This window comes from Phycicoccus flavus, from assembly GCF_004025965.2.
GTDB classification, from domain to species: domain Bacteria; phylum Actinomycetota; class Actinomycetes; order Actinomycetales; family Dermatophilaceae; genus Phycicoccus; species Phycicoccus flavus.
The window spans coordinates 1-16109 of record NZ_SAYU02000021.1 but is presented as its reverse complement, the minus strand read 5'-3'; the positions used below and the strand labels follow the sequence as shown (position 1 = coordinate 16109).

General features: G+C 73.8%; 14 protein-coding genes. 3 read left to right on the top strand and 11 right to left on the bottom strand.

Features of this window, described 5'->3' with window-relative positions:
* Positions 1–1077: 1077 nt before the first annotated feature.
* The 7 genes from EPD83_RS08165 to EPD83_RS08135 form a co-directional block, all read right to left on the bottom strand.
* Entirely contained in the window at positions 1078–2346 is a 1269-nt protein-coding gene (locus EPD83_RS08165; RefSeq protein WP_165566445.1) for an ATP-grasp domain-containing protein, read from the bottom strand.
* A 22-nt stretch (positions 2347–2368) separates the two neighbouring features.
* Positions 2369–3115, bottom strand: a complete 747-nt coding sequence (locus EPD83_RS08160; protein WP_128368530.1) for an esterase family protein — start codon at positions 3113–3115, stop codon at positions 2369–2371.
* Between the two features lie 34 nt (positions 3116–3149).
* Positions 3150–4190 (bottom strand): alpha/beta hydrolase-fold protein, encoded by a 1041-nt coding sequence (locus tag EPD83_RS08155; protein WP_128368529.1) that lies wholly within the window; start codon positions 4188–4190, stop codon positions 3150–3152.
* A gap of 3 nt (positions 4191–4193) precedes the next feature.
* Positions 4194–5201 carry a co-chaperone YbbN gene (locus tag EPD83_RS08150; protein WP_128367608.1) on the bottom strand — a complete coding sequence of 336 codons (1008 nt, stop codon included), beginning with the start codon at positions 5199–5201 and terminating at the stop codon, positions 4194–4196.
* 43 nt (positions 5202–5244) lie between these two features.
* The gene (locus EPD83_RS08145; protein WP_128367607.1) at positions 5245–6297 is read right to left on the bottom strand and encodes a hypothetical protein; all 1053 of its coding nucleotides are present in this window, start codon (positions 6295–6297) and stop codon (positions 5245–5247) included.
* Positions 6294–7010 (bottom strand): hypothetical protein, encoded by a 717-nt coding sequence (locus EPD83_RS08140; protein WP_128367606.1) that lies wholly within the window; start codon positions 7008–7010, stop codon positions 6294–6296. The genes EPD83_RS08145 and EPD83_RS08140 overlap by 4 nt, the downstream gene beginning before the upstream one ends.
* Positions 7011–7138: 128 nt before the next feature.
* A complete protein-coding gene (locus tag EPD83_RS08135; RefSeq protein ID WP_128367605.1) occupies positions 7139–7654 on the bottom strand; it encodes a MarR family winged helix-turn-helix transcriptional regulator in 516 nt (171 codons plus the stop codon).
* 72 nt (positions 7655–7726) lie between these two features.
* On the opposite strand from EPD83_RS08135, the gene EPD83_RS08130 reads away from it, so the two are divergent.
* A complete protein-coding gene (locus EPD83_RS08130) occupies positions 7727–8482 on the top strand; it encodes an HAD family hydrolase (protein WP_235950411.1) in 756 nt (251 codons plus the stop codon).
* Positions 8479–11025, top strand: coding sequence for a glycoside hydrolase family 65 protein (locus EPD83_RS08125; RefSeq protein WP_128366211.1), 2547 nt, complete (start codon positions 8479–8481; stop codon positions 11023–11025). The genes EPD83_RS08130 and EPD83_RS08125 overlap by 4 nt, the downstream gene beginning before the upstream one ends.
* On the opposite strand, the gene EPD83_RS08120 is transcribed toward EPD83_RS08125, so the two are convergent.
* Positions 11006–11590, bottom strand: a complete 585-nt coding sequence (locus tag EPD83_RS08120; RefSeq protein ID WP_128366210.1) for a GNAT family N-acetyltransferase — start codon at positions 11588–11590, stop codon at positions 11006–11008. The genes EPD83_RS08125 and EPD83_RS08120 overlap by 20 nt on opposite strands.
* Positions 11591–11714: 124 nt before the next feature.
* Here EPD83_RS08120 and EPD83_RS08115 point away from each other — a divergent pair, with 124 nt between their 5' ends.
* Positions 11715–13088, top strand: a complete 1374-nt coding sequence (locus EPD83_RS08115; RefSeq protein WP_164896245.1) for a 13E12 repeat family protein — start codon at positions 11715–11717, stop codon at positions 13086–13088.
* Between the two features lie 12 nt (positions 13089–13100).
* On the opposite strand, the gene meaB is transcribed toward EPD83_RS08115, so the two are convergent.
* From meaB to EPD83_RS08100, 3 genes are all read right to left on the bottom strand, one after another.
* Complete coding sequence (gene meaB / locus EPD83_RS08110) at positions 13101–14060, bottom strand: methylmalonyl Co-A mutase-associated GTPase MeaB (RefSeq protein WP_128366213.1); 960 nt, start codon at positions 14058–14060, stop codon at positions 13101–13103.
* A 4-nt stretch (positions 14061–14064) separates the two neighbouring features.
* Positions 14065–15264 (bottom strand): acetyl-CoA C-acetyltransferase, encoded by a 1200-nt coding sequence (locus EPD83_RS08105; RefSeq protein ID WP_128366208.1) that lies wholly within the window; start codon positions 15262–15264, stop codon positions 14065–14067.
* A gap of 122 nt (positions 15265–15386) precedes the next feature.
* The coding region (locus EPD83_RS08100) for a family 43 glycosylhydrolase (protein WP_165566444.1) at positions 15387–16109 on the bottom strand (723 nt) is incomplete at its 5' end.

The following is a 16109-nucleotide window of genomic DNA, read 5'->3' as shown; positions in this document are numbered from 1 at the left end:
CAGTACTTGCCATAGCTGTAGTGCGTGCGCATCGTCCTGCGGGCTGGCTCGGTGTAGCGAGGAAACTCAATGCTTAGTCCCGAAGACTTCTCACGCGTCACCGTGCCGGAGGCCGAGAACGAGCCGTAGCTACCATTTGTTCCCCACGAGACCCCCACGCCGAGAGCGCTGTCTGCTGTTCCGCTGTAGTAGAACCTGGAAGATTTCTTTTCTGGTGTGATGTAGATGGCCCCGACGATGACCTCCCGCAGACCAAGGTTCCTGACGAGTTTCGTCCCGGAGAGGGGACAGCCATTTGAAAGTCCGACTCGGTCTCCACAACGGCATCAGGTTCGGAATCATCGGACAGCGAACTCATGACACCAACGCCGACGTCGCGCTCGGGGCGCGACTGGCCGATGACAACGCCGAGATCGACCCGACTCGCGGTCTCGGCCAGTGTCTCGTCCGGCGTCAGCACACCGCCGGCGCCCGGTGGTACCCAGCTGAACGACGTCGCGGCCTGGCCAGTCTCGCCCAACGCGGTGACGTCGATGTCGACGAATTGTCCCAACAGCCCATGTCGGTTTAACTCGTCGTGCACGGACACCGTGAATTCGCCCTTGGAGTTCGTCTTGCCTCTCGCAAATTCCACGAGCGGGGCCTGACTGCCGTCGACGTCAGTGGCCCGCGCATCTGCGGGCCATGCCTCGATGATGAGCGAAGCATTCGACAGAGGCACTCCGTCGGCGTCCGTCATCGTGCCTTGCAGAACATGCGGAGGGGCTCAGCAGCCGCCGACTGAGACGAATGGGCACCAAGGAATGCGAGAAGCGTGACCCCGATCCCTAATGCAGTGCGGCTGACGTGACGACTCATTGATCCCCCACAATATACAAACTCATCTCCCGATGGATGCAAAACCCTGACAGAGTCTCAGAGTCCTGTCAAGCGCAGCCGCCGAAGTTTCCAGAAGGCCAGCTGATCATTTGCTCGTGGCAACCGGATGCCGCCGGGCAAGAAGACACAGGAAGGCCGTGGCGTTCGACTTCTCCAAGTCAAGACGTTAACAATGCTCTCGCACGACGCCCGCGCCCGTCAGTCGCCGGGCAGCCGGGCGGCCAGGCGGGCCTGCTCGTCGGAGCGCCAGAGGTCGAGCAGGCCGGCGACGTGCGCCTCGAACCGCTCCCACTCGTGCTGCGGGTAGGTCTGGCGGACCGTCGCGGTGAGCAGGGAGCGGAACTCCTCGGAGCCCACCCACTCCAGCACCATCTCGTCCAGGTGCGGCAGCGTCGTCTCGCAGAAGGAGCGGTAGCGGTCGGTCTCGAAGTACTCGTCCGCCAGCGACTGGTACGCCGCGAGCCGGCCCTCCTGCGTGAGCACCCGGTCGTCGGCGACCTCGAACCACGGCCCGGTGTCGACCTGGGTACGGGGCCGGCGGCCGGTGACGACGCAGAACACCGTCCAGCGCAGCAGCGCGCTCATCGCCCACGGGAAGTAGTAGTGCAGCGAGGTCACGGCGACGTCCGGGCAGGCGTTGGCGTAGTCGATGGGGTACACGACGCCGTCCTTGACGAGCATCTCGCAGGAGTTGAACTCCCACCGGAAGAAGGCGTTGACGGTCTGGCTGATCGTCACCACCTCGCGGCCGACCTCGGGCGAGAGGAAGTCGTGGGCCACGGCGTAGCGGTCGTGCATGGGCAGCTCGGGGCGGAACTTCATGACCATCGTCTCGGGGCCGATGGTCAGCGACCGGGCGAAGTGCTCGTAGTCCGGCACCGACGCCTGGAGGTGCATGAGCATCTCGCCGGAGTCGTCGTAGGACCGATGCAGGTCGGCCCGGCCCCGAACCATCGACACCCCGCGCCAGCCACCGCCGTCGAACGGCTTCATGAAGAGCGGGTAGCCGAGCTGCTCGGCGACGGAGTCCAGGTCGAAGGAGCGGTTGTAGCGCGCCGAGGTGTAGGCCCAGCGCGCGTTGTCGACGGGGTTCTTGTACGGGACGAGCACCGTCTCGGGGACGTTCATCCCGAGCCGCATGAGCGCGCAGTACGCCGAGTGCTTCTCCATCGACTGGAACGTGAACGGGCTGTTCATCAGGTACACGTCGTCCATGAGGGCGACCTTCTTCAGCCACTCCCGCGGGTGGTAGTACCAGTGCGCGAGCCGGTCGATGACCAGCTCGTGGCGCGGGCGGTCGCGCAGGTTGAACGGCTCGATGGTCATCCGCTCGGTCGCCACGGTGTGCTGCGAGCCGTCGGGCGCCGTGAGCACCCCGAGCCGGCGCGCCAGGGTCTCGAAGGCCCGGGGCCAGTCCTCCTCGGTGCCGAGGAGCAGGCCGACGAGGTGGTCGGTGGAGGCGGGCACGGGCGGTCCTTCCGGTGGGCGGTCAGAGGAAGCGGGGCAGGTGGTGGGCGAGCTGGCGCTGCCACCACGGCCAGTCGTGGGCGCTGTCGTGGCCCCAGACGTCGAGCTCGTGGCGCAGGCCCTGGCGGGCGAGGACCTCGGCGAAGGCGTGGGTGGCGGGCAGCGACCGGGTCGGCGAGACCTCGAACGGCCCCTGGCCGACGACGAGCAGCAGCGACACCCGCGAGCGCAGCCAGTCCAGGTGCTCGCCGTGGGCGTTCGCCACGTAGGCCTGCGGGTTGGCGAAGTACGTCGCGTCGCCGGTCCCGCCCCAGGCGTTCCACGTCGAGGGGTCGTAGTTGCCGGACAGCCCGATCGCGACGGGCACGACGTCGGCGCGGGTGAGGGCCAGGTGGACGGCGTGGTAGGCGCCGAGCGACGGGCCGGCGGCGACGACCTCGGCGGACCCGCCCGTCTCCCCCTGCACCCACGGCAGCACCGCCTCGGAGAGCCACGCGGTGTACGCGCCCGCCCGGCGGGCCCGCTCCTCGGTGGGCAGCGAGGTGTCCGACCAGGACCACCCGTCGAGGGAGTCGACGCAGAACAGGCTCATCCGGCCGGCGTCGACGAGCGGCCGGACGGCGTCGAGCATCCCGTTGTGCTCGGCGTCGGCGGCCGCCCCGGCCTCGGACGGGAACAGGAGCACCGGCCGTCCCCAGTGCCCGTGCCGGACGACCTCGAGGTCGGCGTCGTGGCCCGGGACCCCGAGTCGCACGCTGCGCCGCTCCATGGCGCACGACCCTAGCGGCGCGGGCCGTCCGGCCTCACTCCCTGTCCCACACCGCTCGCAGCACCTCGACGAGTCCGGGGTCGAGCGCGTCCCGCCAGGCGGTGTAGTTGTGCAGGTCCGCGACCTCGCGGTGGCGGACGTCGTGCCCGGCCCGCCGCAGCGCCGCCGCCATGTCGCGGTTGTTGGCGGCGTTCTCCTCCAGCGCCCCGCACGTCATCCCGACGACGAGGGGGTGGTCGGTGTGCCGGGCGTCGAGCACCGACTGCACCGTGCGCGAGATCCGCCCGAAGTACCGGTACCCGCTCTCGGCGTCGTCGTGGCGGACCTGGAAGAAGGACCCGGACTGCGCGAACACCCCGCCCACCCGCGGCGCCGCGGCCAGCCCGAGCAGCAGCGCGGTGAGGCCGCCGAGGCTCGCGCCCATGACGACGACCGGCGCGCGCACCGGGTGACGCTCGGCGAGGCGGTCCAGCCCGGCCGTGGCCAGCGTGCGCAGGTACTGCGGCGAGCCCGAGTACCAGGCGTCGCGCAGCACCGGGTGCGCCAGCGCCAGCCGGTGCGGCGGCAGCGTCCCGGCGGCGACGTGCGCGGCCGCGCAGCGCGTGATCCGCGCCAGGTCGTCGTACTCGGGGCCGTCGTGGACGACGAGCAGCGGGGCGGGCTCGTCGTCGGCCAGCCCGTCGGGCGACCACACGGTGACCGGGACGTCGTCGGCGGTCTCGCCCGCCACCGTCATCGGGTCGAACCGGCCGGCCGGGGTGTCGGCGTCGAGCCACCACGGGGGTGCGTACCCCGGCAGCTCGAGCACCGAGCGGTCCCCGAAGGCGGTGCGGACGGTCAGCGGGTTGCCCGGGTCGAGGACGACGTCGACGCCGGCCCCCCGGCGCACCGCGAACCGGTACTCGACGCGGTCCAGCCCGGGCGCGGGCAGGTCCAGGACCCACCCGTCGTCGCGGCGTTCGAAGGCGCGCGGCCCGGGCACGGCGGGGTCGCAGTCCAGGCCGACACCGGTGACCGCGGGGTCGCCGGCGTCGAACCGCAGGCGCACCCCGCCCTCGGTGACGTGCGCGGGCACGTCCTAGAAGAGGGCGCTCATGAGCGCGGTCCGGCCCTTGCGGACGCGCTCGTCGTCGTTACCGACGACCGAGAAGAGCTCGATGAGGTGCGTGCGGACCCGGTCGCGGTCCTCGCCGGCGGTCTCGCGGACGAGGTCGACGAGCCGGACGAAGGCGTCCTCGACGTGCCCGCCGAGGACGTCGAGGTCGGCGACCATGAGGGCGGCGTCGATGTCCGACGGGTCGGCCGCGGCCGCCGACCGGGCGGCGGCGAGGTCGACCCCGCTGGTCCGCTCCATGAGCCGGACCTGCGCCAGCCCCAGACGCGCGTCCTCGTCCTGCGGGTTCTCGGCCAGGGCCTGCTCGTACGCGGCGGCGGCGGCCGGCAGGTCCCCGCGGTCGATGGCGTCGTACGCGGCCTGGTGCAGCGGCGGGACCGGCTCCTCGGCGGGCTCCTCGCCCTCCGGCAGGGGGCCGAGGTCGACCCGCCCGGTGATGCCGTTCTGGACCGCGGCCTGCAGCAGCTGGTCGACCGCCTGCTGGACCTGGTCGGCGTCGGCGATGCCGGGGAACAGCGGCACCGGCTGCCCCTGGAGCAGCCCGAAGGTCGCCGGCACGGTCGGCTGGCCGAAGGCCTGGGTGAGCAGCGGCTGGAAGGCCTGGAGCAGCTCGGGCGAGGCGGACAGGTCCGCGGTGAGGACGAGGACCTTGCCCTGCTGGCGGGCCGCGACCTGCGCGACGGTGTCGACGAGGGCGCGGGTCTGCGGGTGCTCGGAGGCCCAGAGGACGAGGAGCCCCGCGACCTGCACGGTGCGGGTGAGCGCCTGCTGGAGGTTGGCGGCCGTGACCTCGACGACGAGGCCCGCGGGGACGCCCGCCGGCCCTGCGGCGGGACCGCCCGCCGGGGCGGCACCGGCCGCGCCGGGACCACCCGGTGCGGCGCCCCCGGGCGGGCCGCTGCGCGCGGCGCCCGTGACGGTGGACAGGTCGACGGCACCGCGGGTGCCGACCGGGTCGGGTGTCTGCGTCATGGTCGGATTCTCCCCCAGGTCCGGGTGTGCGGGGACGGGCGGGTCAGGAGCCCTTGCCGGAGACGAGCAGCTCGGTGGCGCCGATGGCCGTGACGTCGCCGGAGTCCGCGGGGATGACGAGGATCACCGGCTCCAGGCTCGTGAGGCTCATCGACTCGGTGACCTTCCTGCTGCCGACGAGCTTGGCGTAGGTCGTGGGCAGCACGAGCTCCTTGGCCTTCTTGCCGACGGTGATCGTGTCGGTGCGGGTCATGAGCCCGAAGGTCACCGCGCCGCCGTCGGCGAGCCGGAACGCGACGGCGTCCTTCGGGTCGGCCGTGTGCTTCTGGCGCAGGGTGGCGAGCTTCTTCAGCGCCTTCGCCTGCCGGTCGGCCGACGCCGTGAGCGCGTCGTGGAACGGGTCCTCGGCGCTGATCCCCTTCGGCTCCTTCTCCGGCTCCGGCCGGCGCAGCGCGCTCGCGTAGCCCGTCAGGGCCTTGTCCGGCGACATGGCGAGGCCGTCGCGGGCGCTCGGGTCGACGAACGGGGAGCCGGTGCCCTCGGTCGCGACCGCCGGCAGGGCGGCTCCGCCGAACATCGGCACCGACGCCTCGAGGACGAACGCCTCGGTCGGCTTCCGGGAGACGAGGACGTGGAGGTACTGGGTGCTCGTCGCGTCGTCCAGGGTCGTCGCGAGGATGGCGCGCGGCCAGTCGCGGCCCTCGCTCTGGGCGATGACGGTCGGCTCGCTCGCGGTGCCGAGCGCGCCCTCGCCGTCGGAGGCGGCGCCCGCCTTCGCCAGGGCGTTCGCGTAGGTGAGGGCGTCGCCGCGCATGACCTCGGCGCGTGCCCGGTTGCCCTTCTTGCCGGTGTCGGTGGCGACCGCGCGGGCGGCGTCGAGGACGCGGGCGGTGACGGCCTGGGCGCCGTCACCGTCGAGCGGCTCGGCGGCGGCCGGCTCGGCCGGGGCGGGGTGCAGCCCGGCGAGCGTGTCGGGCACGCCGCAGCCGGCGGTGGCGAGCGCGAGCGCCAGGGCGCCGACCGCGCCGGCGCGGCGGACGCGCTCGCCCGGACGGGTGACGGGGCGGCCCTGGGGGGACGCGGGGTGGCGGGTCATCGGGAGACCTCCTCGGGGTCCTCGGCCGGTCGGGCAGCGGGTGTCTCGGCCGGCTCCGCGGCGTGCTCCTCGCGCACGGCGGACGGGTCGTCGAACACCGGCGGCGGGACCGGCGTGCGGCGGCGGCGCGGCCAGGCCGCGACGACGCCGGCGACGAGCAGGAACAGCCCGACGAGCGCGGCGACGACGGCCTCGACGAACCAGCGCTTGTCGGTGACGGTCATGGTCACGGTGTCGACCTCGCCGCCGTCCAGGCCGCGGACGACGACGGTCTCGGGCGCCTGCGCCTGCTCGACGGTGAGGGTGACCGGACCCTCGGCGTCGTCCGTCTGCCGCCACAGGTCGGCGGCGGCGATCATCGGGGTCTCGCCGGAGCCGACGGTCGTCGTGGTCAGCAGCCAGTCCCGGACGTCGACGCCGGTGACCTGCACGTGCTCGGCGTCTCCGAGGACGTCCTGCGCGTCCGAGGGGTTGGCCAGGGCCATCCACACCCGGTCGCCGTCCGCCGGGGTCGCGGTGACGCGGACGTCGGCGTCCACCCGGTTCAGCACCTGCGGCGGCAGCAGCACGACCTGCCCGGCGGCCGGACGGGTCGTGAACACCGCGGTCCCGGACCCGCCGAGCTTGAGGGCCAACCACACGCCGACGACGGTCAGCGACAGCCCGGCGAGCGCCAGCAGCACGCCGACGAGACGCACGACGATCCTGACCATGTGGGTGTTCCTCCGAGTAGCGGTGCCCGGGACGACGTCGGTCCACAGGGCGCGTGGGACCCTCCACGATGACAAACGGGCGGGCCGCCCGACAAATCCCCGGTCTCAGGTCCGGGCCCGGGAGGGTGTCAGGGGAGGAAGTCGCGCGACCCCACGCGCACCTCGCGCAACAGGGAGAACAGGGCGTCGTGCCCGTCCGGGTCGAGCATGTCGAGGCCGAAGTCGGCCTCCTCCAGGTCCCGGGTCACCGCCTCCATCGCCTCGATGCCCGCGGCCGTCACGACGGCGAAGGCGCTACGACGGTCGGCCGGGTTGGGCACCCGCTCGACGAACCCCTGGGCCACGAGCCGCTGGACGATGTTCGTCGCGCTCGTCGGGTGCACCATGAGCCGCTCGCCGACGGTCGACATCGACAGCCGCCCCTCCCGGCTGAAGGCCAGCAGCACGAGCGCCTCGTACCGGGCGAAGGTCAGGCCGTGCCGGCCGGCGATGGCGTCGAAGCGGGCGAGGAGCAGCTGCTGCACCCGCATGACCGAGGTCGCCGTCGCCATCGACGTCGCCCGCGACCCCTCGCCCCAGCGCGCGACCCACAGCTCGCGCGCCCGCGCGATGGGGTCGAACGGCAGACGCACCGGCTCGCTCACGAGAGGCCACGGTAGCGAAGCCGCCGGGTGGCCGATTGTGCGTTCCGCGCCGCTGTCCCTAGGTTGGGGCGGGTGACCGGCTCGAGCCCCCTGGCCTGGAACGACTACGAGGCCGTCCTCTTCGACCTCGACGGCGTCCTCACGCCCACCGCCGAGGTGCACATGGCGGCGTGGGCGGAGATGTTCTCCACCTTCCTCGGGGGGCTCGACACCTCCCGCCCCGAGTTCGCCGACGCCGACACCTCCGCGTACACCGACGAGGACTACTACGCCCACGTCGACGGCAAGCCCCGCTACGAGGGCGTCGCCGACCTCCTCGCCGCCCGCGGTGTCGAGCTGCCCCAGGGCAGCCCGTCGGACCCGCCGGAGGCCGAGACGGTGTGCGGGCTCGGCAACCGCAAGAACGACGCCTTCACCGCCGTCCTGGAGCGCGACGGCGTGCGGCCCTTCCCCGGGTCGCTCGCCCTGCTGGACCACCTGCGCGACCTCGGCCTGCCCCTGGCCGTCGTCTCCTCCTCCGCCAACGCCCGCGCCGTGCTCCGGGCCGCCGGCATCGCCGACCGCTTCGTCACCGTCGTCGACGGCCGCACCGCGGCCGCCCTGGAGATCCCCGGCAAGCCCGAGCCCGACACCTTCCTGCACGCCGCCCGCGACTGCGGCGCCGCGCCGGCGGCGGCCGTCGTCCTCGAGGACGCGGTCTCCGGGGTGCGGGCGGGGGCGGCCGGCGGGTTCGGGCTCGTCGTCGGGGTCGACCGGGGCGCCGGGGAGCAGACGCTGCTGACCGCCGGGGCTCACCGCGTCGTCACCGACCTCGCGGACCTCGTGTGAGGACCGACCGGGTCGGCGCCGACCCGCTGGACCGCACCCGCCTGCCCGCCGACCCGTGGCGCCTCGTCGAGCGCGCCCCTGACCCCACGGACCTCGGCCTCACGGAGACGCTGTTCGCCGTGGCCAACGGGTACATCGGCCTGCGGGCCAACCCCGAGGAGGGGCGCGAGGCCCACGAGCACGGCACCTTCGTCAACGGCTTCCACGAGACCTGGCCGATCCGGCACGCCGAGGGCGCGTACGGGTTCGCGCGGACCGGGCAGACCATCGTCAACGTCCCCGACGCCAAGCTCATGAAGCTCTACGTCGACGACGAGCCCCTCGTCATCGGCCAGGCCGACCTCGAGCACTACGAGCGCTCCCTGGACTTCCGCGACGGCATCCTGCGCCGCTCGCTGCTGTGGCGGACCCCGTCGGGCAAGCGGGTGCGGGTCGACTCCACCCGGATGGTGTCGATGACCGAGCGGCACCTCGTCGTCCTCACCCTCGAGGTGACGATGCTCGGGGGCGACGCGCCGGTCGTCGTGTCCTCCCAGCTGCTCAACCGCCAGGACGGCGAGGACGAGTACCACGCGCCCGCGCAGACCAAGGTGACGATGGCCGACCCGCGCAAGGCCGGCTCCTTCGAGGGGCGGGTGCTGCTGCCGGTGCTGCACGCGGCCGACGAGAGCCGCATGACGCTGGGCTTCCGCTGCGCGAACTCGGGGATGACGGTGGCGGCGATGGCCGACCACGTCGTGAGCACGACCGACCCCTACGAGACCGTCACCCGGGCCGAGGACGACCTGGCCAAGACCGTCTACCGCGTCGAGGCTCGCGAGGGGCACACGCTGCGGATCGAGAAGCTCGTGGCGTACCACACCTCCCGCAGCCTGCCCGTACGCGAGCTCGCCGACCGCTGCGAGCGCACCCTGGACCGCACCGGCGCGCACGCCGTCGAGGACCTCCACGCCCAGCAGCGCGAGTGGTACGACCGGTTCTGGGCCGCGAGCGACGTCGAGGTCGACACCGCCGGGCCGGAGGACGCCGCGCTGCAGCAGGCGATCCGCTACAACCTGCTCGCGCTGGCCCAGGCCAGCGGGCGCGCCGACCAGCAGGGCGTCCCGGCCAAGGGCGTCACCGGGTCCGGGTACGAGGGCCACTACTTCTGGGACAGCGAGGTCTACGTCGCGCCGTTCCTCACCTACACCCAGCCCTCGCTGGCCCGCAACCTCATGCACTTCCGCAGCCGGATGCTGCCGGCCGCCCGCGACCGGGCGCGCGAGATGTCCCAGCGGGGGGCGCTGTTCCCGTGGCGGACGATCAACGGCGAGGAGGCCTCTGCCTACTACGCGGCCGGCACCGCCCAGGTGCACATCGACGCCGACGTCGCGCACGCCCTCGGGCAGTACCTCGCGGCCACCGACGACGTCGGGTTCCTCGTGCGCGACGGGCTGGCCGTCCTCGTCGAGACCGCGCGGATGTACACCGACCTCGGCTTCTGGCGCAGCAACGGCACCCCGAGCTTCCACATCCACGGCGTGACCGGCCCGGACGAGTACACGACGGTGGTCAACAACAACCTCTTCACCAACGTCATGGCCCGCGGCAACCTCGAGCAGGCGGCCCGGGCCGTCGAGCGGGTGCGGGCCGAGCGGCCGCAGGAGTACGCGCGGGTCGCGGCCGACCTCGGGATCAGCGACGACGAGGTCGCCGAGTGGCGGGCCTGCGCGGCGGGCATGCACATCCCGTTCGACGACGGCCTCGGCATCCACCCCCAGGACGACCTCTTCCTCGACCGCGAGGTGTGGGACCTCAGCCGGACCCCCGCGTCGGTCCGCCCACTCCTGCTGCACTACCACCCGCTCGTCATCTACCGCTTCCAGGTGCTCAAGCAGGCCGACGTCGTCCTCGCGCTCTTCCTCCAGGGCGACCGGTTCACGATGGAGCAGAAGCGCGCCGACTTCGAGTACTACGACCCCATCACGACCGGGGACTCGACGCTGTCGGCCGTCGTCCAGTCGGTCGTCGCGGCCGAGGTCGGCTACCACGAGACGGCGCTGGACTACTTCTACCGCGCCCTCTACGTCGACCTCGCCGACCTGCACGAGAACACCGTCGACGGGCTGCACGTCGCCTCGGCCGGCGGGGTGTGGGCCGCGCTGGTCAGCGGTTTCGGCGGGATGCGCGACCACGGCGGGGTGCTGCGCTTCGACCCGCGGCTGCCCCAGGGCTGGCGCTCGCTGGTCTTCCGGCTCACCTGGCGCGGGACGCGGGTGCGGGTCCGGCTCACCGAGCGGGAGGTCGAGCTCGTGGCCGAGGCCGGCGAGGAGGCCGTGCCGGTCGAGATCCGCGGGTCCCGGCACACGGTGACGCCCGAGGCGCCCGTCGTCGTGCCGCTGGACGGGCACGGCCTGCGGATCGACGGGCTGCTCGGGCCGCGGCCGAAGACCGGCGGCATCCGGGCCGACGGCACCCGCATCACGGCCGGCGTGCCCGACCCCATCCCCTTCGAGGAGCTGGAGCAGCAGCCGGACGGCGTCGTCAGCGAGGCGCGGGGCTGAGCCCGTCGGCGGTCAGCTCCATCTCCGTCGCCGCGACCGCGACGCCGTCGAAGAGCAGCGCCGCCTCGTGGGTGGCGACCGGGACGAAGCCGACCTTCTCGTAGACGCGGCGGGCGCGCGGGTTGAAGTCGTAGACCTCCAGGGTCAGCCGGCGCAGACCGAGCGGGCCGAGGGCGTACTCGCAGACCAGCCGGACCGCCTCGGTCCCGAGCCCGCGGTCGCGCCCGCGCGGGCCGACGAGGGTGCGCAGGTTGCAGGTGAGCGTGTCGGCGTCGTACTCGTTGAGGACGACCTCGCCGACGAGGCGCCCGGTCGCGGCGTCCTCGACCGCGAGGTCCAGACGGTCCGGCTGGTCGGCGCGGCTGGCGTACCAGTCGAGCAGCCGCTCGTCGACCGGTTGGGGGGTCTCCGCCTCCTCGGTGCTCGCGACGCTGCCGGTGAGCCGGCGGACCTCGGGGTCGGAGAGGATCTCGCCCATCAGCGGGCCGTCCTCGGCGGTGAACGGCCGCAGCGTGACGAGGTCTCCGCGCAGGGTGGGCTTGGTGGCGAGGTCGGGGTCGGTCATGCCGTCACCCTCGCACGCGCGGAGGGCGTGGCTGCACCGGGTGCATCCGCCCCCGCGCCGCGGTGCCGGACCCTTGTCGGTGGTCACGTCTAGCGTGGTCGGCAGGTGGAAGGGGGCGGCGAGGATGGCCGAGCAGGTGGTGCAGCAGCGGGGCGGAGCGGCGACGGTCCACGCCGTCGCCGCGTTCCGCGCGTCGCTCGCAGCCGTCGACGTCGAGGCGATGGATGACCACGAGCGGGTCGCCCTCGTCGCGGAGCTGGAACGGGTCAAGGGCGCCGCCTCGGCAGCGCAGGCACGGGCGACGGACGCCCTCCGGCGGTCACGCGAGGTCCTCACCCCGCAGGACGCCGCCCGGTCGGTGGGGTCGGAGGTCGCGCTGGCGCGGCGGGAGTCCCCGACCCTCGGTGACCGGTACGTCGGGCTCGCGCGCGCCCTCGTCCACGAGATGCCGTGCACGATGACCGCTCTCACGGACGGCACGATCTCGGAGCGCGCGGCGCTGGAGGTGGTCCGCGAGACCGCCACGCTGAGCACACAGGACCGGGCCGAGGTGGACCGTCGCCTCGGACCCGACCTGCACCGGCTGTCCTGGCGTACGGCCGGGCGGGCGGCGGCCCGGGTGGCGGCCGAGCTGGACGCCGCGTCCGTCGTCCGCCGGATGGAGGCCGCCGTGAGGTCCCGGCGGGTGTCGGTGCGTCCGGCCCCCGACGGCATGGCGTACCTCACCGTGCTCGGGCCGCTGCGGGAGGTGGTCGGTGCCTACGCCGCCCTCACTCGCCGCGCCCGCAGCGTGGTCGGCGGCCAGGACGTCGACGAGGCCACCGCCGGACGCGGTGTCGGTGCTGTCGCCGCCGACACGGCGCTGGCGCTGCTGTCCGGCCGAGCGGTGGGACAGGTGCAGCCGGTCGAGATCCAGCTGGTCATGACCGACCGGGCCCTGCTCGGCACCGGCGACGAGGGTCGGTCCGTGCACGAGCCCGCGCGCGTCCCGGGTCACGGCTCGGTGCCCGCTCCCGTCGCCCGCAGCTGGGTCCACGGGGCCGGACCGGCGTCGGTGTGGCTGCGACGGCTGTACACGGGGCCGGACGGGCGGGACCTCGTCGCGATGGACTCCCGTCGGCGCACCTTCCTCGGCGGCCTCCGCCGCGTGCTGGTCCTGCGCGACGACGTGTGCTCGACCCCGTTCTGCGACGCCCCGATCGTCCACGTCGACCATGCCCACCCCGCCCGCGCGGGTGGCGCGACGAGCGTGTGGAACGGCAACGGCAGATGCGCCCGCTGCAACCACGTCAAGGAGGCCCCCGGCTGGCGGGTCACCGTCGTCCGCGGGTCGCCGCACGAGACCGAGACCCGCACCCCGACGGGCCACACCTACCGGGGCCTCGCCCCGCCCCTCCTCGGCTGGGGGTCGACGACGCCCGCGACCGGCGGAGCGGCCGCGGCCGAGGAGTCCGCGCTCGAACGCCGGATCGACTGGCTGTTCGTGTCGGCCGCCTGAGGACCGGTCCGGTCACTCGAGCGTCGCGAGCAGCCGCTCGGCCGCGCCGTACGGGTCGGTGCGCCCGTGGACGACGTCGTCGGCCAGCCGGTCGAGGACGCCGGTCCCCGCCCCCGTGCCCACCCGGGCGCGGAGCAGCTCGACGGCGAGGGCCTCGACCTCGCGCGCGGCCCGGAGGCGACGCCGCTCGCCCAGGCCGGCGCCCCCGAGGTGCTCGCGGTGGCTCTCGACCAGGTCCAGCAGCGCGTCGACTCCGTCGCCCGATGTCGCGACGGTCCGCAGCACCGGCGGCCGCCACGACCCCTCGTCGTGCTCGCGCATGGCGACCGCGCCGCGCAGCTCTCGGGCGGTGCGGTCCGCGCCGGGGCGGTCGGCCTGGTTGACGACGAGGACGTCGGCGACCTCGAGGATCCCCGCCTTGCTCGCCTGCACCCCGTCACCGAGACCTGGGGCGAGGAGGACGACGGTCGTGTCCGCGGTGGCGGCCACCTCGACCTCGCCCTGGCCCACCCCGACGGTCTCGAGCAGCACGACGTCGTAGCCCGCGGCGTCCAGCACCCGCACGGCGGCGGGCGCCGCCCAGGACAGCCCGCCGAGGTGCCCGCGCGAGGCCATCGACCGGATGAACACACCCTCGTCGCCGGCGTGCTCGGTCATCCGGATCCGGTCCCCGAGCAGCGCGCCGCCGGAGAACGGCGAGGTCGGGTCCACCGCCAGCACCCCGACCCGCAGGCCGCGGGCGCGGTACGCGGTGACGAGCGCACTCGCCGTCGTCGACTTCCCGACGCCCGGCGGCCCGGTGAGGCCGACGACATGGGCGTGCCCGGTGTGCGGGGCGAGCGTCGCCGCGACCTCCCGCAGCGCCGGGTGGCCGTCCTCGACGAGCGAGACGAGCCGGGCGACGGCGCGAACGCTCCCCTCCCGCGCCGAGGCGACGAGGGAGGGGACGTCGACGTCGCGCGCGGCGGCCAGCGGGTCAGCCCTGGGCCGGGACCCGCAGGACGAGCGCGTCGCCCTGTCCGCCGCCACCGCAGAGGGCGGCCGCGCCGGTGCCGCCGCCTCGCCGCTTCAGCTCCAGCGCCAGGTGCAGCGCGATCCGCGCGCCGGACATCCCGACCGGGTGCCCGAGGGCGATGGCTCCACCGTTGACGTTGACCTTCTCGGGGTCCAGGCCGAGCTCCTTGGTCGAGGCGAGCCCGACGGCGGCGAACGCCTCGTTGATCTCGACGAGGTCGAGGTCGGTGGGGGCGATGCCCTCGCGCTCGCACGCCTTGGCGATGGCGCGCGCGGGCTGGCTCTGGAGGGTGGAGTCCGGTCCGGCGACGACGCCGTGGGCGCCGATCTCGGCCAGCCACGTGAGCCCCAGCTCCTCGGCCCTGGACTTCTTCATGACGACGACCGCGCAGGCGCCGTCGCTGATCTGCGAGGCGGAGCCGGCGGTGATGGTGCCGTCCTTGCGGAACGCCGGCCGCAGCCCCGCCAGCGACTCGACGGTCGTGTCGGGACGGATGCCCTCGTCGCTCCGGAACTCGACCGGGTCGCCCTTGCGCTGCGGGATGGTGACGGGGACGACCTCGTCGTCGAAGAAGCCGTCCTTCCAGGCCCGCGCGGCGAGCTGGTGGCTGCGGGCGGCGAACTCGTCCTGCTCGGCGCGGCTGAACGCCTGGTCACCGGTGTTCGCGGTGTCGGTGAGCAGGCCCATGGCCTGGTCGGTGAAGGCGTCCCAGAGGCCGTCGGCGGCCATGTGGTCGTGCATCGTCACGTCGCCGTACTTGAAGCCGTCGCGGCTCTTCTCCAGCAGGTGCGGCGCGTTCGTCATCGACTCCTGCCCGCCCGCGACGACGACGTCGAACTCCCCCGCCCGGATCAGCTGGTCGGCCAGGGCGATGGCGTCGATGCCCGACAGGCACACCTTGTTGACGGTGAGCGCCGGCACGGTCATCGGGATGCCCGCCTTGCTCGCGGCCTGCCGCGCGGGGATCTGCCCCTCGCCCGCGGTGAGGACCTGCCCCATGATCACGTAGTCGACGTCGGCCGGGTCGACCCCGGACTTCTCGAGCGCGCCCTTGATGGCGACGCCCCCGAGGTCGCTGCCGCTGAAGCCCTTGAGCGCGCCGCTCATCCGCCCCATCGGGGTGCGGGCGCCGGCGACGATGACGGTCGGGTCGGTGGACATGCGGGGCCTCCGAGGTCGGTGACGGGAATCGCCTCGATGCTAGCTCCCGGGGCCGGGCCGGGGCCGCCGCCGGTGACCCGCGCCACCCGGTGTGGTGGCGCGGGTCCGGTGCGGGCCGGGCCTCAGCTGACGAGCATCGACCCCGAGAGCGTCCCGGTCTTCGCCCGGCGCGCCCCGGTGTCGACGTCGTACCAGTGCCAGACGACCCGGGCCCGGCCGGCGTTGTCCCGGAAGGCCGACATGCCTCCGGGTCCCTTGTGGTTCGCGGGCAGGCCGTGCACGGGGTCGATGTCGCCGGCGCCGACGAAGCCGAGCCACGGCCGGCCCACGTGGGTCGGGGTGCAGCGCCCCGACATCACCGACTCGCCGCAGTCGGCCAGGCCCGTGGCGTACCGCCGGGTGTCCCACTTGTTGCCGGACCACAGCAGCTTCCACCGGCCCCCGACCCGGATGAGGCTCGGGTTCTCGACGATGTGGGTGCCGGAGGCGTCGCCCGCGGTGTCCCACGTGATGTCCCGGGAGGTGAGCAGCGTCTGCCGGGTGCTCCACTTGCCGAAGCCGTTCGCGTCGAGCTGGACCACGGAGATCCCCGTCTCCGCGCCGGTGGTGACGGCGTCGTCGCGGTAGACCATCACCAGCCCGTGGCCGGGGGTGGTGAGGACCTCGGGGTCGATGGCCCAGCGCCCGCCCGCGGGGCAGGCGACCTCGCGACCCCCGGTGTAGGGGCCGGCCGGACGGTCGGCGACGGCCCGGCCGATGCAGCGGTGCCCGTTGCCGTTCCCGCCCGCGCAGCCGGCGGTGCCCTTCTTCGGGGCGGTGTAGTAGAGGAACCACTTCCCCCCGGC